We start from the raw sequence: 20,344 nt of genomic DNA on the forward strand, positions 1-20,344 counted from the left end.
CGGCGCGGTGCAGCGCGGCGACGGCCTCGATGCTGCGGTCGACGCGCTTCTCGACCGAAAGCCGCCCGCAATGCACCAGCAGCGGCAGCCCGGGCACACCGAGGTCGGCGCGCAGGCGGCCGTCGTGTTTGCGCGGGCTGAACAGGTCGAGGTCGACGCCGAGGGGCACCAGCTCGACGTTGGGCGCGCCGATCCGCTCGAATTCGGCGCGGGCGAAGGCGGTCGTGCAGACCACGCGGTCGTAGTCGGCAGCGGTGCGGCGGTTGGCGACGTCGGCGAAGCGGCGGGCGACGGCGCCGGGCAGGACCTGCCCGAGGAGCCGGTCGAGGCGTTCGTGGGAGATCATCACCCCGACCACGTCGTTGCGGCGCGCCCAGCGCCCGAATCCGCGCAGGGTGAGCCGGTCGGACACCTCGAGCACGTCGGGTCGCAGCCCCGCCAGCACATCGGCGACGCGGCGGGGGTCGGCCGCCCGGTAGCCGCCGGTCCAGGGAATGGCCACGGCGGGCAGGGTGATCCGGACGGCGCCGGTGGGCAGCACTTCCTCGCTGCGCCGGGGGCCGGGCACGATGAGCACCACCTCGTGGCCCGCGGCGGCGTAGCCCTCGCCGAGGTGGTGCAGCGCGGTGCGCAGGCCACCCGATCGCGGGCCGTAGAAGTTGGCGAGCTGCACGATGCGCACGCCGCCGATCGTGCAGACCCACGGAACCGTGGGACCGAACGCGACGTGAACAGCGGCCGAAGAGGCGGCTAACCGCGGTCAGCTGGGCGCGACACCACGGCCCGCGCGGGGCAGGTCGAGGTCGAGGGCGATCCGGCCCTCCCGCAGGTGCGCCTCGACCTCCTCGCCGGGCATGGGCCGGGCGATGAGGAAGCCCTGGGCGCGGTAGCAGCCGAGGCCGACGAGGGTGCGCGCGGCCATCGGCGTCTCCACGCCCTCGCCGACGACGCCGAGCCCGAAGGATCCGGCCAGGCCGATGATGGACTTCACGATGGCGAGGTCGTCGCTGGAATCGCCGAGCCGCTGCACGAAACCGCGGTCGATCTTGACCGCGTCGACGGGCAGCGCCTTCAGGTGCGACAGCGAAGAGTAGCCGGTGCCGAAGTCGTCGATGGCGATCTGCACGCCCATCTTCTTCAGCCCGCGCAGGGTGACGCGCGTCCGCACGAGATCCTGCACGACGACGTGTTCGGTGATCTCGAGGCACACCGAGGACCCGTCGATGCCGAACAGGCGGAGGATGTCCTCGATGCGCTCCACGAAATCGGCGCTGACCAGCTGTACCGGCGACACGTTGATCCGGATGACGACGTTGGCGGCCAGCCCGCGGCGGCGCCAGTCGGCGAACTGCGAGCAGGCCGACCGGATCACCCAGCGGCCCAGTTCGCCGGCCAGGTTGGTCGCCTCGGCGACCGAGACGAACGCGCCCGGCGGCAGCAGACCGCGGGTGGGGTGCTGCCAGCGCACCAGCGCTTCCAGGGCGACGATCCGGCCGGTCCGCAGGTCGACCTCGGGCTGGTAGTGCAGGACCAGCGATCCGTCGGACACCGCGCTGCGCAGGTTCAGCTCGACGTCGTCCTGGAGTTCGAACTGCGCGCGCATGGCGTCGGTGAACACCGCGACCCCGTTGCCGCCGCCGGACTTGGCCGACAGGAGCGCGTGGTCGGCGCGGCGCAGCACGTCCGAGACCGACGCCTGCCCCGGCACGCCGAGGGCGACACCGACGCTCACCCCGCGGCTCACCGATTCCTGGCCGACGGAGACCCGCCGGCCGATGAGCTGCTGGATGCGGGTGGCCTCGAGTTCGGCGGCGACGGCGTCCATCGGGGCGGCGGGCACGATGACGAATTCGTCGCCGCCGAGGCGGGCGATCATGTCGTCGGCGCCGAGGTTCTGCTGTAGTCGCTGGGCGAGGGTGCGGATGAAGTTGTCGCCCGCGCTGTGGCCGAGGAAGTCGTTGAGGGCCTTGAGCCGGTCGAGGTCGAGGAAGAACGCGGCGACCGGGCCCTTGTTGCCCGCGGCGAGCCGGTTCTCCATGTATTCCAGCAGGGCGCGGCGGTTGGCCAGGCCGGTGAGGTCGTCGTGCAGGGCGATGTAGCGCAGCTTCTCCTCGGCCACCACGCGCGCCTGCAGCTGGGCGAAGAGGGCGGCGATGGCCTTGAGGACGTTGAGTTCCCTGGCGTTCCAGGTCCGGTCGCCCTGTTTGACGAAGCCGAGCACGCCGGTGGATTCCCCGCGCGAGACCAGCGGCACGCAGGCCATGGCCACCTCGGGGATGCCCGAGCCGCGGCGCACCGTGTCCTGGTAGTCGGCGCTGCCGCGGTCGGGGCGCACGATCAGCGGTTCGGTGGCGTATTCGAGGGCGCGGAACACCGAGTCGGCGTGTTCGAACTCGACCACGCGCAGCGGGTCGGGGTCGGGCACGTCGGCGCGGTGCGGCCATTCGGCGACCAGGACGGTCGCGCGGCGCTCGCGGTCGGTGTGGCGCAGGTAGCTGAAGTCGACGTCGAAATGCTCGACCAGCGAGGCCAGGACCCGTTCGCTCGCGGCCACCATGGTCGTGGCGTCGACACCCATCAGCTCGGAGGCGACCTGTGTCACCAGCGAGTCGAGCGTCTGCCGAGGCACGATGTCTCCGATCCTGCTATCCGTCGGTCCTGCTGCCGGGCACCGGCAATCGCCGACTGCGCACACTCGCAGCCGCGGCGAAGCTCAGACGAAGAACCAATGCCACGCTCTCATCCACAGGAACTCCCAGCAGATCCAGGAAATGCCCCTGAATGGTGGCAAGTGTATCTGTGAACTCGGGAGAAACGATGCGCAAATCCTCGCGCCGCCCGGCATACAGGAACACCGGGGACACCGGCTGTACCGCCAGACCCAGCCGCTGAGCGGCCAGCCAGACCCGCTCGACGGCCGCGCCCGCCCTGGCGTATCCGGCCAGATCCGGCCGCCCGCCGCCCGTCGCGAAGGTGACCGCGACCAGCGCGGAACTGGCCCTGACCCGGTCGGCGGTGAAGTCGCCGAGCGCCCGGCCCGCCTGCCAGTCGCGCAGCCGGGCCATCACGTCGGCGCGCCTGCCGACCTGGATCTCGGCGAGTTCGTCGGGGGCGGGCTCGAGCGAGCGGATATCGATCCCGGTGCGCAGATCCTCGCCGGGCCACCGCAGTTCGCCGTAGAGCTGGGCGTGCAGTTGCGGGGTCAGGTAGCGGACGCGGTCGCTCTCTCCGAGCAGGTCCGCCGCGGCCGCGAGGTCGGGCGCGGCGGTGAGGACGCGCAGGTTCGCGGACTCGGCGGCCGCGGCGGCGGCGAGGACCGTGCCCGCCTCGGGCGGCAGCGGCCGCGCGTCGCCCAGGTGCCTGCTGGTCTCGCGGGCCAGGGCGGCCGGGTAGTCGGCGGCCAGCGCCGCGTCGGTACCTTCGCCTAGGCGCAGTTCGGCGGTCAGCGGCGCGGCGCGGTCGCCGGTGACGAACCGGGTCTCGCCGAGCAGCCCGTGCGCGGCGGCCGCGGCGCGGGCGTTGTACAGGGCCGCGCCGACGGCCACGGCGCTGCCGCGCAGGCCGATGTCCATGGCGCTGGTGCGGCTCGGGTCCAGGGTGACGCGCACGAGGCCGGGCGGGGTGTCGAGCCGCCACGGCTGCACGTTGCCGCCGGAGGGTGCCCGCTGCGCGCAGGCCAGGATCGCGGTGACCGGGTCGGCGGGTTCGGGTTCGGGGGCCAGGTCGGCGGGTTCGACGGTCAGCACGGTGTCGTCGGGGATCACCGGTTCGGCCAGGGAGTCGAGGTCGGCGTCGAGGTCGACGCGAGTGCGGCCCGAGGACAGTTTGCGGCCGAGGCCGAGCCTGCGCACCGCCGCCGCGACGACGGCCGCGCCGAGGGCGACGTCCCCGGCGAGCTGCGGCCAGGTGGTGACGGTCTCGTCGATCTCGGCCAGGCTGGCCGCCATCCGGTCCGAGAGCCGGTCGGGGTCGAGGATCCGCAGCACGTGCGGCGCCTTCTCCCTGGTGGTCAGGCCGCGCAGATCCGCGCCGGTGGTGGCGCCGAGGACGCCGTGGAACGGGGCGCGGCCGGGCTCGAGGTCGTAGCGCTCGACGTCGAAGAGCCCGCCGTCGCTGGTTTCCATGAAGACCGGCAGGCCGCGGCGGCGCGCGGCCTCGCGGACCGCGAACTTCATGTCGAGGGAGTCGCATTCCTCGATGACCAGGGTCAGCCCGTCGAGGAACTCGTCGACCGAGTCGATGTCGACGCCGGTCGGCTGGATCTCCACCGGCAGGTAGGGGTCGAGTTCGGCGATGCGGCGGGCGGTCACCACACACTTGTTCACGCCGATGTCGAACAGGCCGCCGGGCACCCGGTTCAGGTTGGACAGGTCGAGGGTGTCGAAGTCGGCCAGCCGCAACCGCCCGCAACTGCCCTCCTGGGCGAGCGCGAAGGCGATGGCGTGGCCGACGCTCTGGCCGACGATGCCGATCGTGCCGCTCGCGAGCCGGCGCTGCTCGTCGAGGGTGAGCTTGTTGCGGTTGCGGTCGAGGCGGATGGCCCGGTAGGCGGGCTCGGCGAGCACGCCGACGAGCGTGTGCCGCCACGGGTAGTGGACCCAGCGGTGGTCCTCGGGGTCGATGTCCGCGGGCACGCCGACCAGTTCGCTCAGCTCGCGCTGCATGGCGCCGCGCAGGTCGCGCACGCGGATGCCCGCGGCGGCCGAGAGCAGGCGCAGGCGCGCGGCGTCGATCGGATCGGCGGGGTCGAGCACCTGGGCCCGGTACTCGGTGTCGGTGTCGTGCTCGGTCATGCGCCGATCCGTCCCTCGTAGGCGCCGCTTGTGGGCGCGGGTCTGCCGAGGGCGGCGAGCCTGCCCGCGAGCTCGGCGCGTTCGGCCGCGACGAGGATCCGCTGCAGCGGCTCGGCGTCGTCGGGGCGGTGCAGGTCCCACCACATCGGCACGGTGCGGTACCGGTCGTCGGGGTAGGGCACCGGCGGCACGCCGGGCTGGACGCGCGCGCCGGAGCTCGCGTACCGATCGACGTTGCCGTCGCCGGTGGTCACGAAGCCGTAGCGTGCCCCGAGCAGCCAGGTCAGGTGGACGACGGCGCGGGCGAGCGTGGCGCCGAGTTCGGGTCGCCGGGTCGCGGCGCGGTCGGCCCAGACGGCCTTGACCTCGACGATCCCGGCGTCGACCCGCTCGGCCACCGCCCGCGACAGCTCGGCGTGGCCCGGCCTGCCCCGCCAGGCGGCCAGGCCGTGCACCCGGTCGGGTCCGGTCACGGGCCGCTGCGCTCGCAACCCGGCCACGACCACGTCCCCGCCCGCCTCGCCGCGGGCGCACACGGCGGCGAACAGCGCCGTCCCGTCGCCGTCGGCGAAGCGCTCGTATTCGAGTGCGGACTCCACGCCATACCTGCGGTATACCCGCTGGGCGCCTGCCAGATACTGCTGCCACAGCCAGGGCCGGGTGTTCGGGGTGGATACCCGGATCACGCAGCCGGTGTGCAGATCCCGGTACCGCAACACCACCGCATCGCGCGCTGATTCGACCGCCATCGAGTTCCTACTCCATACCGCGGGCATTGCGGCTCCCGCATCCAACTCGGCGATCCCGTGCGCCGGCCGCCCGGCCGGCGCACGGCGCCAAGGGCAGTATCCGTCATAGGCGCGGAATTCGTAGCACGAATTCAGCTAACGTTGAGCTATTACACACGGATCGAGACGAACAGTTCCACGGTCTCGGCGCCCCGCCAGACCTCGATCTCCTCGCGATAGGCCCGCACGATCTCGGCCGACGCGGTGGCGTCGTCGACCTGTGCCCAGACGTCCTCGACCGGGTCGTGATAGTCGCCGTTCGGTTCGAAACGGGCATAGACGCCCTTGGGCACGGCGACCATGAGGTCGCCCACCGGGACCAGCTCGGGCGCCGCGAACTCCCGCGACACCAGGGCGTTGTAGGTGCCCGCCGGGTCGGGGACGTAGACCGTGTGCAGCGGGCCGGTCCCCTCGGGACGGTCGCGCAGCCGGTCCTTGAGGAAGTCGATGAGGTCGCTGTTGCTGACCTTGAAACTCGGGTGCACGCGGGGCACGGCGAGGCCGCCGTAGAGGGCGGCGCCCCGGACCACGATCGAATAGGTCATCGCGGATCGACCGCCAGGTAGAGGTCGATCTTGTACGCGTGCGGGTAGCACTCGAAATCCCCGGTGTAGGTGCGCCGGATCTGCTTGTGCTCCTCGGCGTAGCCGATCTGGGTCCACAGGTCGGTCATCACGCGGGGGAAGTTGCCCACGGAGGAGAACTTGGCGTAGGTGCCGCGCGGCAGCCGCGCGACCAGGTGACCCCGGGTGACCTGGTCGAAGGACGCGCACTGGTACCCGACGATCTGGGTGTTGTAGGTGCCGAGTTCCCCGGTGTAATCGGTGTAGGCGCTGGCCAGCGGTCCGCCGAGATCCTGATGCAACACCGAGGCCCAGGCGGCCTCCAGGTCGCGGTCGCGCAATTCCCCCAGCGCGCGCTTGGGACTACGAACCGGCAGACCGGCGACCCAGGTCTCGTCCCGCTCGACGATCTCGAACTGCATCGGTGGCTCTCTCGGAGGGGTCGGTCGGAAAGGCCATGCTATCAACATCACCCGGCATACGGCGGCGTGGACACCGGCGCGTGACGGCACCTGAGCTGGACCGATGTCCACTATGAATACCCACGCAGCGCTCCGAATTGTCCGGTTCACCGGACTGGTCTAGGCTCCCGCGCTCGTGGGGACACACACCGCGCTCGAATCGCGCACGACCGCCTTCCGGTGGGGCGGCATCGTCGTCGCCGGGGTGCTCGCCGGCTACGCCGCCGTGCTGCTCGCCAACGCACGGCACTTCTACACCGACGACACCGAGGCCCAGTACGTCCCGATGTGGCAGCTGCTCGGCTCCGAGCTGCGCGCGGGCCGGTTCCCGGCGATGGTGCCGTGGGAGTGGATGTCGGGGAACTACAGCCTCGAGGAGGCCGGGCTCTACAACCCGGCGCAGCTGCTGGTGTACGTGCTCGCGCCCTCCTTCGACGACCTGGCCGCGTACGCGACCGCCGTGAAGCTGGTGTTCTCGATCGTCGCGGCGCTCGGGGTGTTCCGCATCTGCCGCGCCTACGGCGCCCGCGCGCCGTGGGCCGCCGTGGCCGGCATCGCCTTCCCGTTCAGCGGCTGGTTCCTGTTCTTCGACCAGGCCAGCTGGTTCACCTCGCACACCGGCACCGCCTGGATGATCAACGCCTGGGCCTCGGCGGTGCTCTACGCGCGCGGACGCAGCGGCCCGGTGCCGCTGTTCGTCTTCCTGTATCTGGCCCTGACCATCCAATACGCCTTCCCCGCCGTGGAATCGGCGTTGATGATCCTGGCCGTCGCCACCGGCGAGTACGTGTATCGCCGCTCCTGGGGCGTGCCGCTGCGCATCGCCGCGGTGTCCGGGCTGGCCGCGCTGGCCTCGCTGCCCGCCAACCTGCCGGTACTGCTGTCCTCCCAGGTGACCTGGCGCGGCGACTTCACCATCCGCAACGACCCGTTCCTGACGGTGCCGTGGTCGGAGTCGCTCAACGCCAGCCTGCCGAGCACGGTGCCCGCGTTCACCGGCTGGTGGGGCCACGTGCAGCCGTTGCCGATGGTCTACATCGCCTGGTTCCTCGTTCCGGCACTGGCTTTCATCGACTGGAAGGCCGCGGCGCGGCAGCTGTCGCAGTGGAGCGGCATCGCGCTGTTCGCGGTCGGCATGCTGCTGTGGACCGCGGGGCCGGGCGCCATCGGCCCCCTGCGTTGGCCGGCCCGGGTGCTGCCCATGGTCGCCCTCGGCCTCCTGGTGCTCGTGTGCGTCCTGCTGAGCCACTACGGCGTCTTCGCCGCCACACGGCGCCGCTGGGCGGCCGCGGGGGTGCTGCTGGCCCTGCTGTTCGTCCGGTCCTTCTCGGCGGCACCGAAACACGTCGTCGACCACGTGATCGCGGTCGCCGCGGTCGCCGCGCTCGGGGTCGCGGTGCTGTGGCTGGCCGACCGGCGCGGCATCGCCGCGGCCTGCCTGCTCACCGTGGCGGCGATGGTCCCGATCGCCTACGTGCAGGTGGCGGTGGCGCCGAATACGCCGATGTCCTACGGCTTTCCGGAGAAGCGCTCGGAGATGCGCGCCGCGTTCCCCGACTTCGCCGGTCGCACATTGCAATTGGCCGACCGCACCTTCGTCGCGCCGCAGGACCGCACCCTGGCGGGCGCCTACGGCTCCCTGGCGCTCGGCAGCTACGCCAAGAACCTCGACCTGCGGTACGTCAACGGGTACACCCCGGTCGGCCACGCCGCCTTCGCAGGCCTGCTGTGCATGGACTGGGCGGGCGGCACCTGTCCCGACGCCTACCGCCGCGCCTTCGCCACCGAACCCTCCACCGGCGCCACCATCGTCGACCTCATGAAGATGGACCGGGTCGTGTTGCAGCGCAGCCAGTATCCGGACGCGGGCGACCACCCCGCCCCCACCGGCTGGCACTTCGCCACCTACCCCGGCCACGAACGCCAGATCTGGGTGCTCGAACGCGACGGCGGGCCCCTCTCCGCCGACCGCGACCTCATCGCGCACGAATCGGGGGTCATCGCGACCCGCATGCCCGACGACGGCCTCACCAACCGCGCCACCGTCACCTCGACGACCGGCGGCAGGCTGGTGCTGGCGCGCCTGGCCTGGCCCGGCCACACCGTGACCCTCGGCGGGCGGGAACTGCCGACCTACACGGTCGCGGGCACCTTCCTGACCGTCGACATCCCGCCGGGCACCAAGGCGGCCGAGCTGGTCGTGCGGTGGCGTCCGCCGGGCCTGACCGCGAGCGTCACCGCCGTGCTGGTGAGCCTGGCCGCGCTGCTCGCGCTCGCCTTGTACCACCGCCGCGAACGCGACGAGCCGACCGCGCCGGTGCGCCGGGAGCCGCCGCTGGTGGACGGCGCGCCCGAGGCCGGGACACCGGAGCCGGTTCCGGTCTGATCAGGAGCGCGACTCCGCGCCGAGGGCGTCGGCGCCGATGCCCTGGGCGAGCGGCTCCGGCGCGGGCGCGCCGCCGTCCAGCGACTGCAGGAAACGCACGATCATCACCGCGGGCATGACGAAGATCGCCCACATGATCTGGTGGTCGGTGGTGCCGGTCAGCACGAGGTAGCTTCCGTAGATCAGGAACCCGGCGCCCCACAGGCCGTTGAGCACCCGGAAACCGGTACCGAGCACCTTCGCCACCGCGGCCAGCACGATCAGGACGATCCCGCTCAGCAGCAGCAATACGAGATAGGTACCGAACACCGAACGCCCCCAATGGGTTTGTGACTCAATCTGATACGCCGGGGACCATATCAGTCACTCGCGCTTGCTTCCACCGACGCCGTCAGGCGCCGATCGCCGGCGCCAGGTGCGGCCACGACTCGTGCAGGTCGGTCTGGAACTGGCCCCAGGTGTGCGCGCCGAAGGGCCGCTGCACGTGGACCGCGGGGACGCCGGCCTGCGCGAGCCGCCCCGCGAACGCGGCGGTGCACGCGGCCGCCACGGCCTCGACCGGCGGCATCGGCGGCCCGCCCTGGTCGATGGCGCCGGGCACGCCGCTGGCCGCCGACAGGAACACCGCCTTGCCCGCCAGCCTGCCCGCGTTGGCGAACGCGGCGTGCGCCTGCCAGCCCGGACCGCCGGGCGCGCCCCAGATGTTGCCCGGGTTGCCGCCGCCGCGCACCGCGACCGCGCTCACCAGCGCGACACCGGCCGCGTCCGCCGACCACGGGCACCCGCTCAGCGCGGCCACCGCCTGGAACCGGCCGGGCGCCTGGATGGCCAGATCTATCGCCGCCCCGCCGCTCATCGAGACCCCGACGACGGCGTTGCGGCCGGAGGTGGCGAACCGGTCGTCGATCACGCCGGGCAGCTCGTCGGCGAGGAAGGTCTTCCACCGCGCCCGGCCGACGGCGGGATCGTCGAAGGCCCAGTCGGTGTAGAGGCTGTACGCGCCGCCGACGGGCATGACCACGTTGACGTTCTCGTCCGCGAAGAAGCGCCGCACATCGGTGTTGTCCCACCACGAGATGGCGTCCTCGCCGCCGCCCGCGCCGGTGAGCAGGTACAGCGTCGGCGCGCCCGGACCGCCCGCGGGCAGCACGCGATGGGTGATCACCCGGTCCATCGCCGGGGAGTACACGTCCACCTGCACGGCCCCGCCACCCAGCGGTAGCTCGCCCGTCACCCGCGCTCCGGGCTCGGCGCCCGCGCTCACGGCCTGCCCGGCCACGCCGAGCACGGCACACACCACGGCAAGCACCCTCGCGGCAGCATTCACCCCCTCTGCATACCCCCGCCGCCCGGCGGCCAACCCGGGCGCGCGCGGGCCGGTCCGGTTCAGGCGTCCCAGTCGACCCGGGCGGCCATCGCGAGCAGCTTCGCGCGGCGGTGCGGGTTCGTCTCCCCGATCCAGGCGATGAGCCCGTAGACGTGGGCGCGGAAGTCGGGGCGGCCGTCGCGATTCTGGGCGGCGGCGCCGTTGCGCAGGCAGTTGTGCAGCAGGGCGCGGACCGCGTCGTAGCGGTCGCGGGGCACGGCGGGCCCGGCGTTGACGACCAGACCCGCCAGGACCTGGCGCTGGTGCGCCCGGCGGACGCGGATCTTGCCCGGATGCACCGCGAACCCCTCGTCCCGCGCGATGGCGGTCACCGCCCACGCCAGGGCGTCGGCGTCGGCGGGTCCGGAGAACGCCAGATCGTCGGCGTAGCGGGTGTAGGCGAGGCCGTGCGCGCGGGCGTACCCGTCGAGCCTGCGGTCCAGGGCGCGGGCGACCAGGTTGGCCAGCCGGGGCGAGGTGGGGGCGCCCTGCGGCAGGTGGCGCGCGCCGAGCAGGGTGCGCTGGGTGTGGTCGAGGCCGCGCAGTTCGGCCACCGGCGCGGCGGTGGTGCACAGTTCGCCGAGCACGCGGGCGACGGCGGGCGCGTACCCGCAGGCCGCGAAGACCGCGCGCACCCGGGCGGCCTCGATCGAGGAGAAGAAGTCGCGCAGGTCGATCCGGACGACGACCGCGGCGCCCGCGTGCGGTGCGCCGAAAGTGGCCGTGTTGCGTCCCTTCTCGAAGCCGTGGCAGGCCGGGTGGGCGGGCACACCGGCCAGCGCGTGCCGCAGGATCCGCCGCTGGATCTCGCGCAGCCGCACCTTCGGCGCCTCGACCAGGCGCACGCCGGTGGACTTGGGCAGCCGCCGGTACCGGTAGTGCGTCAGCGGCCGCGCCGACCGGCGCAACCACCCGCCACGATCGGCGAACCACTCGAGTTCGGGCTGCGTGAGGTTCAGCAGGGCCGCCAGCGCCGCCAGGTCGTCGATCGGCGTCGCGCCGAACCGCATTCGCCGTCGCGCCGGCTCGAGCGCGACAGTACTGACCGTCAGCACCGGCAGTTCGGCCAGGAGCCGGCGCAACGTCGCGGCCCCGTCGAGCGGTTCGCTCGGCATCAGCCCGACCACCCGCCCGGCCAGTTCCTCGGCTCGCCCGGGCTCGATCACCTCGGCGAAGACCTCGGCCAGAGCCGCGCGCTCCCAACCGATCTCGGCATCGGCGTAGTGGGCCGCCAGTTCGGCGGCCAGCCCGCCGGACACGGCGTGACTCATGCGGGGAGGACGGCGACGGTGGCGTGGCGACCGAAATCTCTCGTCCGCGGTGCCGCGAGGCACTCGGTGCGTGCGCGCCGGCTCCGGACGCTGTACCCGATCGATGTGTCGTTCCCAGGGGTTGCCCCTGAGGTGGGTCCTACCGACCCGCTCTCACCCCGCCACCGTCGCACGACGACCATAGTCGCACATATGTACGAACCGCGCAGAGCGAGACGCCAGCGGCCCCGAAGACGCCGAAACGAGAACCGGCTCATGCTCTCCATGAGCATGAGCCGGTTCTCGCGTGGAGTGGAGCTAAGGGGAATCGAACCCCTGACCTTCTCGATGCGAACGAGACGCGCTACCAACTGCGCTATAGCCCCGTGCGGCTCTGGCGAACCGCGCTGTGACACTGTATCAGGCGCCGCGCCCGGACACCCAATCGGTATCCTGAGCTGCGGTTTTCCCACTGTTGCCGAGCTATTCGCCGACGGCGCGGCGCATGTCGCCGACCTTGCTGCGCAGGGCGCGCGCGGTGGCCGGATCGAAGGCGTCGAGGTACTCGAACACCGGGTCCTCGTCGTCGGTGTCGAGCAGGGTGGAACGCCGGCGCAGGGCGCGCGCGGTGTCGCGGTCCATGGTGCGCCGCGCGGTGGCCGCCTCCGGGGTCACGGCGGGCTCGCCCTGGCGCTGCTTGCGCACCAGGCGCGCCGCGCGGCGGCGGCGGATGTCCTCCTCGACCCGCACCTGCCTGCGCAGGTAGGCCAGGTACCCGCCCAGCACGGCGAGCGCCAGGCCGAAGGCCCACCAGAACATGGGGTTCAGCAGGAACCCGAACACGGCGAACAGGGTGGCGCCGATGATCAGGCCGAGCACGGCGCGCTGCCGGAAGGTGTAGCGGGCGGCGCGGGCGATGGCGTCGGCCTCGGGGTCGTAGCCGCCCCGGCCGCGCCTGCTCGGCACGAAGTCGTCGTCGTCCAGGGTGGCGGTGGCACCCGCGGTGGCAGTGGCAGTGGCAGTGTCGATGTCGTCGAGCAGCGCGGGCGGCGACGCGGCGGGCGGCACCCGGGCCGCGGTGGCGGCGACGGGCTCGGCGGGCGCCTCGTCGGCCCCGGCCGGATCCGCCTCGGCGGCAGGCGTTTCGATGTCCGCGGCGTTGTCGCTGTCGTCGGTGTCGTCCGGCGCGGCGGGGGCGGCGGTGTCCAGTTCCACGTCGGTGGTGTGCTTCTCGTCGTCGAGGTCGTTGGTGGGGTCGTCGGCCGATGGCGTCATCCGGTCCTCCGAATCATCGGGGTGGGGGCGCTTGCTCAACACGCGGGGACGGTAGTCGGGATCGCTGTCGTGACCGCCCGCCGCCCTGATGCGTATCCGTCGTTTGGACCCGCCGCGATGCAGCACCCGGGTCGCGAGCGCGGCATCGGTGGTCCGCCGGATCCGGGGGTGACGATCGGCCAGGATCGGGAACAGGACGAAGACCCACAGCACGACCAGTCCGATCCACAGGACCGAATTCGGCATCGCGGTCATCACCTCCCGTTCCCGCCTGGGGTTTCGTCCATCCATCCACGGCACGGGACCCGCTGTCACCCAGCGCATCCCGCACGTGCTCGCCTTGCGGGCGTCCGGTGCCGGCGGCACCGGACGCACCACCGACGTCCGTAGGTTAATTCGGGCAAGCCTGCGTTTCCGGCAGGCGCGCCGTGCACACCTGCCTCATGAGTAACAGAAAACTCACGGCTGCGCCGCCCGACCCTCCTGAATCAATCGTTCCACCACCGTGGTAACGACCTCCTCGACGGTGATCCCGACGAGAATATGGTCACGCCAGGCTCCGTCGACATCGAGATATCGGCGCAGCAGGCCCTCTTCGCGGAAGCCGACATTGCGCAGCACCGCTTGACTGGCCAGATTCTCCGGCCGCACGGTCGCCTCGACCCGATGCAGGCCGACCTGCCCGAAGCAGTGGTCGAGGCCGAGCGCCAGCGCCGCGGTCGCGACGCCCTGGCCGCCCAGATCCTTGGCCACCCAGTACCCGATCCACGCCGACCGCAGCGCCCCGCGCACGATGTTGCCGATGGTCAGCTGGCCGCTGAACTGGCCGTCGACCTCGATCACCAGCGGGATCATCGCGCCGCGCCGCGCCTCGGCCTTCAGGCTGCCCCACAGGGCGGGCCAGTTGGAGGCGTGATTGCGCGTCTCCCACGGCCCGCGTCCGGTGGGCTCCCACGGTTCGAGGTGGGCGCGGTCGCGCAGGCGGATGCGGCTCCACGCCGCGGCGTCGCGCAACCGCACCGGGCGCAGCGTGACCTGTCCGGCCGCGACCCGCAGCGGACCCAGCCGTGCCGGCCAGCCCGGGTGCTGGGTCGCCCGGAACACGTTCATCGACTCCATGGCCGCCTCAGCCGCGCTGAGCCAGGAACGCGACCCGTACCTCGTCACCGGTCCGGAAGTCGGTGTCGTCGGGTTCGACGACGATGAGGCTGTTGGCCTCGGCCAGCGTCGCCAGCAGGTGCGAGGAGGCGCCGTTGCCGGAGCCGAGCGCCTGCACCAGGTAGTCGCCGGTGGTCTCGTCGCGCAGCAGCTGCGCGCGCAGGTAGCTCTTGCGGCCCGGCAGAGAGGTGATGGGAGTGATGGTGCGCGCGTTGACGATCCGCCGCATCGGCTGACGCCTACCGAGCGCGATCCTGATCAGCGGGCGCACCATGACCTCGAACACGACCAGCGCGCTCACCGGGTTCGACGGCAGCAGGAAGGTGGGCACCTCGTCGCGGCCCAGCCTGCCGAAACCCTGCACCGAGCCCGGATGCATGGCGATCCGCGCGACCTCGAGCTCGCCGAGCCCGTCGAGGGCCTCGCGCACCTGCTCCGACGCCCAGCCGCCGACCGCGCCCGCGATCACCACGACCTCCGAGCGCACCAGCTGCCCCTCGACCACGTCGCGCAACCGGCGCGGGTCGGCGCTGACGATGCCGACCCGGTTCACGTCGGCGCCCGCGTCGCGCGCGGCCGCCGCCAGGGCGTAGGAGTTCACGTCGTAGACCTGGCCGGGGCCGGGCGTGCGATCGATGTCGATCAGCTCGCCGCCGATGGAGATCACCGACAGCCGGGGCCGCGGGTGCACCAGCACCTTGTCCTGGCCGACCGCGGCCAGCAGGCCGACCTGGGCCGCGCCGATGATCGCGCCCGCGCGCACCGCCACGTCGCCCGGCTGCACGTCGTCGCCGACGCGGCGGACGTAGTCGCCGGAGCGCACCGGCTCGAACACCTTGATCCGGGCCCGGCCGCCGTCGGTGTAGTCCAGCGGCAGCACCGCGTCGGCCAGGGTCGGCAGCGGCGCGCCGGTGTCGACCCGGACGGTCTGGCGCGGCTGCAACCGGATCGGCTGCCGCGACCCCGCGACGACCTCGCCGACCACGGGCAGGGCCAGGTCGATCAGCTCGCCGTCCTCGTCGCGGACGTCGGTGCCCGCGGCGGCGACGTCGACGCTGCGCACCGCGTAACCGTCGATCGCGGCCTGGTCGAAACCGGGCAGCGCGCGCTCGGAGATGACGTCCTCGGCACACAGCAGGCCCTGGGCCTCCGAGATCGCCACCCGGACCGGCCGGGGCGCCACCGCGGCGGCGGTGACCTTGATCAGCTGATCCTCAACCGAACGCATGGGTGTGTGCTGTCCTTTCCGCGGCCGAGGTCGGACCGGGCATCCGGCCCCCGGCCCACTTCGCAGTTCTTACGCGTGGTCGGACTGTGGGTCCCAGTCGGCGCTGAGCCGATGTTCGAGCCACTCGCGCAGCTGCGGGCCGTATTCCTCCCGCTGGAGGGCGAAATCGACCGCAGCTCGAAGATAGCCGCCCGGGTTGCCCAAATCGTGGCGCGAACCGCGGTGAACCACGACGTGTACCGGGTGATCCTCGGCGATCAGCAGCGCGATGGCGTCGGTCAGCTGGAGTTCGCCGCCCGCGCCGGGCTCGATGCGGCGCAGCGCGTCGAAGATCGCGCGGTCGAGCAGGTAGCGACCCGCCGCCGCGTAGGTCGAGGGGGCGTCGGCCAGCGCGGGCTTCTCCACCATCCCGCGCACGCGGAGCACGTCGTCGGACCCGGGACCGTCGACGGTCTCGACGTCGAACACGCCGTACGCGCTGACCTGGTCCTTGGGCACGTCGATGGCGCACAGCACGGTGCCGCCGCGCTCGGCGCGCACCCGCCGCATGGTGTCGAGGACACCGCAGGGCAGCACGAGGTCGTCGGGCAGCAGGACGGCGATGGCGTCCTCGTCGTCGTCGAGCACGCGCTCGGACTGGGCCACCGCGTGGCCGAGGCCGAGCGGCTCCTCCTGGACGACGGAGGTGACGTCGAGCAGCGCGGGCGCCTTGCGCACCTTCTCGAGCAGGTGGAACTTGCCGCGCTCGGCGAGGGTGCTCTCGAGCACGAGGTCCTCGACGAAGTGGGCGACGACGCCGTCCTTGCCGGGCGAGGTGACGATCACCAGCCGGTCCGCGCCGGAGTCGGCGGCCTCGGCCGCCACCAGCTCGATACCGGGAGTGTCCACGACGGGAAGCAGCTCCTTGGGCACCGTCTTGGTGGCAGGCAGGAACCGCGTGCCGAGCCCGGCCGCGGGCACCACCGCGGTACGGAAAGCGGACTTTCCGGCGTTTGCTGTCATACCCATACCCTATCCATTCCTGTGCCGGTCCGAAGTCGAGCCATCACGATCCGGCGTCGGCAAGAGCTTAGGGTGAACACTGTGGAGTTGCCCGGTGACCGCAGCAAATATGCCTGGCGTGAGCACGTTCTCAGGAGCCGAGCGCAGGTCGATCCCGCGACACACGCGAGCGAGGCCGCGGCGCTGGCCGCCGCCGCCGTCACGCTGACCGGGGCGGGCGTCACCGTGTGCGCCTATGTCCCGGTGCGCGGCGAGCCCGGGTCGCTCGCGATGCTCGACGCCCTGAATGTGCCGGGCGCCACGGTGTTGCTCCCTGTCACCGGCGCGCCGGGCCCGCTGCGGTGGGGGCGCTACACGGGCCCGGAATCGTTGCGCGAAGCGCGATTCGGCCTGCTCGAGCCCGACGGACCGGACCTGCCACCGGAGACGGTGGCGACCGCGGGCGTCGTCCTCGTGCCCGCCCTCGCGGTCGACCGGCGCGGCGTGCGCCTCGGCCGCGGCGCGGGTTACTACGACCGCACCCTGGGCGCGGCGGGCCCGGACACCCGGCTCGTCGCCGTCGTGCGCGACGCCGAATTCGTCGATCGCCTGCCCGAGGAACCGCACGACCGGCGCATGGGCTGGGTGCTGACCCCGGCGGCCGGGCTGCGCCCGCTGACCCCGGCGGCGGCGGAATGAACGGGCGATTGGCGACGTTGGCACTGTCGGCGGTAGAGTGCTAGATCGACGAGACCTGCGGAGGATCCTGTGCCCACTTATTCGTACGCGTGCACCGAGTGTGACAATCGCTTCGACGTCGTGCAGTCCTTTTCCGACGATGCGCTGACCGTGTGCCCCCAGTGCTCGGGAAAGCTGCGCAAGCTGTTCAACTCGGTCGGCATCGTCTTCAAGGGCAGCGGTTTCTACCGCACCGACAGCCGCGGCGGCGCGTCCACCGCCTCCGAGCCCGCCAAGTCCTCCTCGGACGGCAACGGCTCGGCGTCGAGCGGCGCGTCCAGCAGCACCACGACCACCACCAGCACGGCCGCCGCCAGCTGATCCGGTAGGTGTCCACAGCCGCGAGGTTGTCCACAGCGGGCGATCGGAACGGCGATCGGTGAGCCGACGGCTCCTACGCTCGCCGCATGACCCGAAGTCTGGCCGACCTCGGCCGCGGCGGTGGCTGGCGCGCGGCGCTGCACAATCGCCCGTCCTGGGCCGATACCGTCGTCCTGCGGCGCGCGCTCGCCGCCCTGCTCGCGCTGGCCGCGGTGGCGCTGTTCCTGCGTGACGACCCCGCGGGCGCCCGCCGCGACGTCGTCGTCGCCGCCCGTGACCTGACCCCCGGCCGCCTGCTCGCCGCCGACGATCTGCGCGTCGTCGCCCATCCGGCCGCCGCGCTCCCGCCCGGCGCCGTCACCGACACCGGCGCCCTGGTCGGCGCCACCCTCACCACCGCCATGCGGCCGGGCGAGGTCTTCACCGATCTGCGCGTGGTCGGCCCGCGGCTGGCCGCGGCCGCCGCCGGGACCGAGGACGCCCGCATCGTGCCCATCCGCCTTGCCGACTCCGCGGTCGCCGAGGTCCTGCGCGGCGGCGACAGGGTGGACGTGGTCGGCGTCGAGGACGCGGGCAGCCCCGGCGGCGCGAAACCCGCGCGGACCCTGGCCGCCGACGCGGCCGTCGTCCTGGTCATCACGCCGGGCGGGCAACGTCCCGGCGCCGAACGGGTGGTGCTCGTCGCCATGGCCGCCGAGCACGCCACCGCCGTCGCGGGCGCCTCGCTGCGCACGGCGCTCACCGTGGTCTTCCACTGAGGTGAATCACACGATGCTCACTTAGCGAGACATTTGCCCGACCGCTGGTTAGCATCACTTCGAACCGGCACGACTGTCATCGCAACATTCGCACAGGAGCCAGCTCCGCGGAGCGACCGGCTCCGGGACGAAGGAGCTCGGCACATGCTCAAGGGTTTCAAGGACTTCCTGCTCAGGGGAAATGTCATCGATCTGGCGGTGGCGGTCGTCATCGGTACCGCGTTCACCGCGATCGTGACCGCGTTCACCAGCGGCATCATCGATCCCCTGCTCGCGGTATTCGGCGGCGACAGTCAGCTCGGGCTCGGTGTCCAGCTGGTTGCCGGAAAGCCCGCCACCTTCATCGAAATCGGCGGGATCATCACCGCGGCGATCAATTTCGTCCTGATCGCCGCCATTCTCTATTTCGTGCTGATCGTGCCCTCCAACGCGGCGAAGAAGCGTTTCTCGAAGGAGGACGAGAAATTGTCCGACAGCGAGGTGCTCATCCAGATCCGCGACCTGCTCGCCGACGCCGCCCGCAGCGGCGGCGGCAAGCACGAGAGCTGAGCTCCCCGAGTGTGTTCGGGCCCGTCGCCGCGGCGACGGGCCCGAACACACTGCCGGACAGCGGGGTTCAGCCGAGGCTGAACGGCTGGCCCCACAGCGTCACCCAGGAGATGACGTTCTCGGTCTCGACCTCGACGCTGACGAAGGAGCGCGCCTGGGCGTACCCGCCGCAGCCCGACAGGCTGATGGTCTCGTCGGCCCAGGTCACCGACCCGTTGTTGCCCTTGAACTTGTTGTTCTTGGAGTGGTCCTCGTTGCCGTAGTCGTCGGCCTTCTCCAGGTCGAGGATGTAGAACGACTTCGCCTGGCCCGCACCGAGGGACAGGTTCCCTCCGGTTGTCACGCCCCCAGAGGGGCCACTTTCGCCACCCGCGGCGCCCTCGGCCCCGCCCTCGGCGCCACCGCCGGAGATGTTGACCTGGCAGCCCACGGTGTAGCCGGGGTAGATCTTGCCGCCGACGCCGTCGCCGGAGACCGAGACCTGCGCGGAGCCCGACACCCAGGCATTGCGGTGCGCCGGAGTCGATCCCAGCGACGGGTTGATGTTGGCCGACTCCCCGACCATCCGCACGGTGACGACGGTGCCGTCGGACAGCGTGCGGGTGATCTCGCCGCCCGGCAGCGGGACGAAGGTGTCGGCGTCGGCGGCGCCGGTGGAGAACAAGCCGATCGCCACGGTCGCGGCGGCGGCGGAGACCGCCGCCCGCGTGACGTTGCTGCGGTTGATCATGTCTGTGCCCCTCGATGGGTTGATTCGGCTGAGCGGGAAGGGATCTCGTGGAACTCGACCGGCGTCAGCCGATGCTGAACGGCGCCCCGTAGAGGGTGGTCTTGGAGTAGTCGTCGCCGATGATCTCGACGACGGTGTAGGAGCGGGCCTGCGCGTAGCCGGCGCAGCCCTGAATCTGGATCTCGGCGTCCTGGTACTCCACGGAGTAGACGCCGGGCTTGAGGATGTCCTTGGAGCTGATCTGCACGAAACCGACCTGGCCGGGGCCGAGATTCAGCCCGACCGACCCGCCGACACTGGCGCCGTCGGTGCTGAGGCCGCCGGAGACACCGGCCGAGATCGCGTCGTCGGCGATGCTCACCTGGCAGCCGACGATGTAGCCGGCGTTCAGCTGCGAGGCGCCGTGGGTGGAGGAGTTGTTGGAGCCGGGGCGATTGGAGGGACCGTTCCAGGGGCCGACCTCCCCTTCCGGGGTGACCTGCACGTCGGCCACGTGCTTGCCCGAGACCCAGGCCACGCGACCGGCGCCGTTCGCGGCCAGCGACGGGGAGATCACGGCATGCTCGCCGGTCCGGGTGATGGTGACCCCCGGACCGTTCTTCTGTCCGTCCGGCAGCGGCACGAACGTATCGGCATCGGCGGCACCGGCGGACAGCAGGCCGACGGCCACCGCGACGGCAGCACCCGCGCCCGTGATCCGGGCGACACGGCGCGTGCCGGTGGTGCGGTTCTCGCTCATACTTCCCCTCGAGGATTCGCAAACCGACCTCGACCGTCGAGGTCGATAATCTTCACGCTCCACCCGGTCCCAGCCGGTTCCACCGCGCGGGCCGTACGGCCGGAAATCGGTGGTCACCGCTGGCATCGGGGCCTCGAATGGCCCCGCCGGGGTTGATCAAGAAAAAGACGAAACGCAGATGGTGCAGAACTGACTGGCAACGAGTCGCGCACCAAGATAGTAAGCCGTGGGCGCCCGTGTCCAGTGAAAGCGGGCGGCGA

Annotated in this window: 20 protein-coding genes and 1 tRNA gene; 5 read left to right on the forward strand and 16 right to left on the reverse strand. The window is 72.0% G+C overall.

Annotated features, from left to right (window positions below):
• From ON36_RS23115 to ON36_RS23140, 6 genes are all read right to left on the reverse strand, one after another.
• Window positions 1-682 (reverse strand): glycosyltransferase (locus tag ON36_RS23115; protein WP_043657499.1); only part of this gene is annotated, 682 nt, incomplete at its 3' end.
• Window positions 683-760: 78 nt separating this feature from the next.
• Complete coding sequence (locus ON36_RS23120; RefSeq protein ID WP_052314274.1) at window positions 761-2,578, reverse strand: putative bifunctional diguanylate cyclase/phosphodiesterase; 1,818 nt, start codon at window positions 2,576-2,578, stop codon at window positions 761-763.
• A 67-nt stretch (window positions 2,579-2,645) separates the two neighbouring features.
• Complete coding sequence (locus tag ON36_RS23125) at window positions 2,646-4,793, reverse strand: Rv1355c family protein (protein WP_043657502.1); 2,148 nt, start codon at window positions 4,791-4,793, stop codon at window positions 2,646-2,648.
• Complete coding sequence (locus ON36_RS23130; protein WP_157224986.1) at window positions 4,790-5,542, reverse strand: hypothetical protein; 753 nt, start codon at window positions 5,540-5,542, stop codon at window positions 4,790-4,792. The genes ON36_RS23125 and ON36_RS23130 overlap by 4 nt, the downstream gene beginning before the upstream one ends.
• 149 nt (window positions 5,543-5,691) lie before the next feature.
• Window positions 5,692-6,126, reverse strand: coding sequence for an AraC family transcriptional regulator (locus tag ON36_RS23135; RefSeq protein WP_043657505.1), 435 nt, complete (start codon window positions 6,124-6,126; stop codon window positions 5,692-5,694).
• On the reverse strand, window positions 6,123-6,566 hold the full coding sequence (locus ON36_RS23140; RefSeq protein WP_043657508.1) for a GyrI-like domain-containing protein: 444 nt from the start codon (window positions 6,564-6,566) through the stop codon (window positions 6,123-6,125). The genes ON36_RS23135 and ON36_RS23140 overlap by 4 nt, the downstream gene beginning before the upstream one ends.
• Window positions 6,567-6,741: 175 nt before the next feature.
• Here ON36_RS23140 and ON36_RS23145 point away from each other — a divergent pair, with 175 nt between their 5' ends.
• Window positions 6,742-8,991 (forward strand): hypothetical protein, encoded by a 2,250-nt coding sequence (locus tag ON36_RS23145; RefSeq protein ID WP_373281836.1) that lies wholly within the window; start codon window positions 6,742-6,744, stop codon window positions 8,989-8,991.
• Here ON36_RS23145 and ON36_RS23150 read toward each other — a convergent pair whose 3' ends face one another.
• From ON36_RS23150 to ON36_RS23185, 8 genes are all read right to left on the reverse strand, one after another.
• On the reverse strand, window positions 8,992-9,300 hold the full coding sequence (locus ON36_RS23150) for a hypothetical protein (protein WP_157224987.1): 309 nt from the start codon (window positions 9,298-9,300) through the stop codon (window positions 8,992-8,994).
• A gap of 82 nt (window positions 9,301-9,382) precedes the next feature.
• A complete protein-coding gene (locus ON36_RS23155; RefSeq protein ID WP_083885329.1) occupies window positions 9,383-10,291 on the reverse strand; it encodes an alpha/beta hydrolase in 909 nt (302 codons plus the stop codon).
• Window positions 10,292-10,377: 86 nt separating this feature from the next.
• Entirely contained in the window at window positions 10,378-11,628 is a 1,251-nt protein-coding gene (locus ON36_RS23160; protein ID WP_245558173.1) for a reverse transcriptase family protein, read from the reverse strand.
• A 292-nt stretch (window positions 11,629-11,920) separates the two neighbouring features.
• Window positions 11,921-11,993: transfer RNA gene (locus ON36_RS23165), tRNA-Ala, on the reverse strand.
• A 97-nt stretch (window positions 11,994-12,090) separates the two neighbouring features.
• Window positions 12,091-13,128 (reverse strand): divisome protein SepX/GlpR, encoded by a 1,038-nt coding sequence (gene sepX / locus ON36_RS23170; RefSeq protein WP_043657606.1) that lies wholly within the window; start codon window positions 13,126-13,128, stop codon window positions 12,091-12,093.
• Window positions 13,129-13,341: 213 nt separating this feature from the next.
• Window positions 13,342-13,992: a GNAT family N-acetyltransferase gene (locus tag ON36_RS23175; RefSeq protein ID WP_043657609.1), complete on the reverse strand. Its 651-nt coding sequence runs from the start codon at window positions 13,990-13,992 to the stop codon at window positions 13,342-13,344.
• Between the two features lie 16 nt (window positions 13,993-14,008).
• On the reverse strand, window positions 14,009-15,268 hold the full coding sequence (gene glp, locus ON36_RS23180) for a molybdotransferase-like divisome protein Glp (RefSeq protein ID WP_043657517.1): 1,260 nt from the start codon (window positions 15,266-15,268) through the stop codon (window positions 14,009-14,011).
• 69 nt (window positions 15,269-15,337) lie between these two features.
• Window positions 15,338-16,270 carry a UTP--glucose-1-phosphate uridylyltransferase gene (locus ON36_RS23185; RefSeq protein WP_085999680.1) on the reverse strand — a complete coding sequence of 311 codons (933 nt, stop codon included), beginning with the start codon at window positions 16,268-16,270 and terminating at the stop codon, window positions 15,338-15,340.
• A gap of 81 nt (window positions 16,271-16,351) precedes the next feature.
• On the opposite strand from ON36_RS23185, the gene ON36_RS23190 reads away from it, so the two are divergent.
• From ON36_RS23190 to mscL, 4 genes are all read left to right on the forward strand, one after another.
• A complete protein-coding gene (locus ON36_RS23190) occupies window positions 16,352-16,948 on the forward strand; it encodes a 5-formyltetrahydrofolate cyclo-ligase (protein ID WP_043657521.1) in 597 nt (198 codons plus the stop codon).
• A gap of 69 nt (window positions 16,949-17,017) precedes the next feature.
• A complete protein-coding gene (locus ON36_RS23195) occupies window positions 17,018-17,308 on the forward strand; it encodes an FmdB family zinc ribbon protein (protein ID WP_043657523.1) in 291 nt (96 codons plus the stop codon).
• Between the two features lie 86 nt (window positions 17,309-17,394).
• The gene (locus ON36_RS23200; protein WP_043657526.1) at window positions 17,395-18,066 is read left to right on the forward strand and encodes an SAF domain-containing protein; all 672 of its coding nucleotides are present in this window, start codon (window positions 17,395-17,397) and stop codon (window positions 18,064-18,066) included.
• Window positions 18,067-18,210: 144 nt separating this feature from the next.
• Window positions 18,211-18,615 (forward strand): large conductance mechanosensitive channel protein MscL, encoded by a 405-nt coding sequence (mscL, locus tag ON36_RS23205; protein WP_043657528.1) that lies wholly within the window; start codon window positions 18,211-18,213, stop codon window positions 18,613-18,615.
• Window positions 18,616-18,682: 67 nt separating this feature from the next.
• On the opposite strand, the gene ON36_RS23210 is transcribed toward mscL, so the two are convergent.
• Window positions 18,683-19,345, reverse strand: a complete 663-nt coding sequence (locus ON36_RS23210) for an MspA family porin (RefSeq protein ID WP_043657531.1) — start codon at window positions 19,343-19,345, stop codon at window positions 18,683-18,685.
• A gap of 64 nt (window positions 19,346-19,409) precedes the next feature.
• Window positions 19,410-20,084, reverse strand: a complete 675-nt coding sequence (locus tag ON36_RS23215; RefSeq protein ID WP_043657535.1) for an MspA family porin — start codon at window positions 20,082-20,084, stop codon at window positions 19,410-19,412.
• Between the last annotated feature and the right edge of the window lie 260 nt (window positions 20,085-20,344).

Origin of the sequence: Nocardia thailandica NBRC 100428 (genome assembly GCF_000308795.1) — a bacterium.
Classification (GTDB): domain Bacteria; phylum Actinomycetota; class Actinomycetes; order Mycobacteriales; family Mycobacteriaceae; genus Nocardia; species Nocardia thailandica.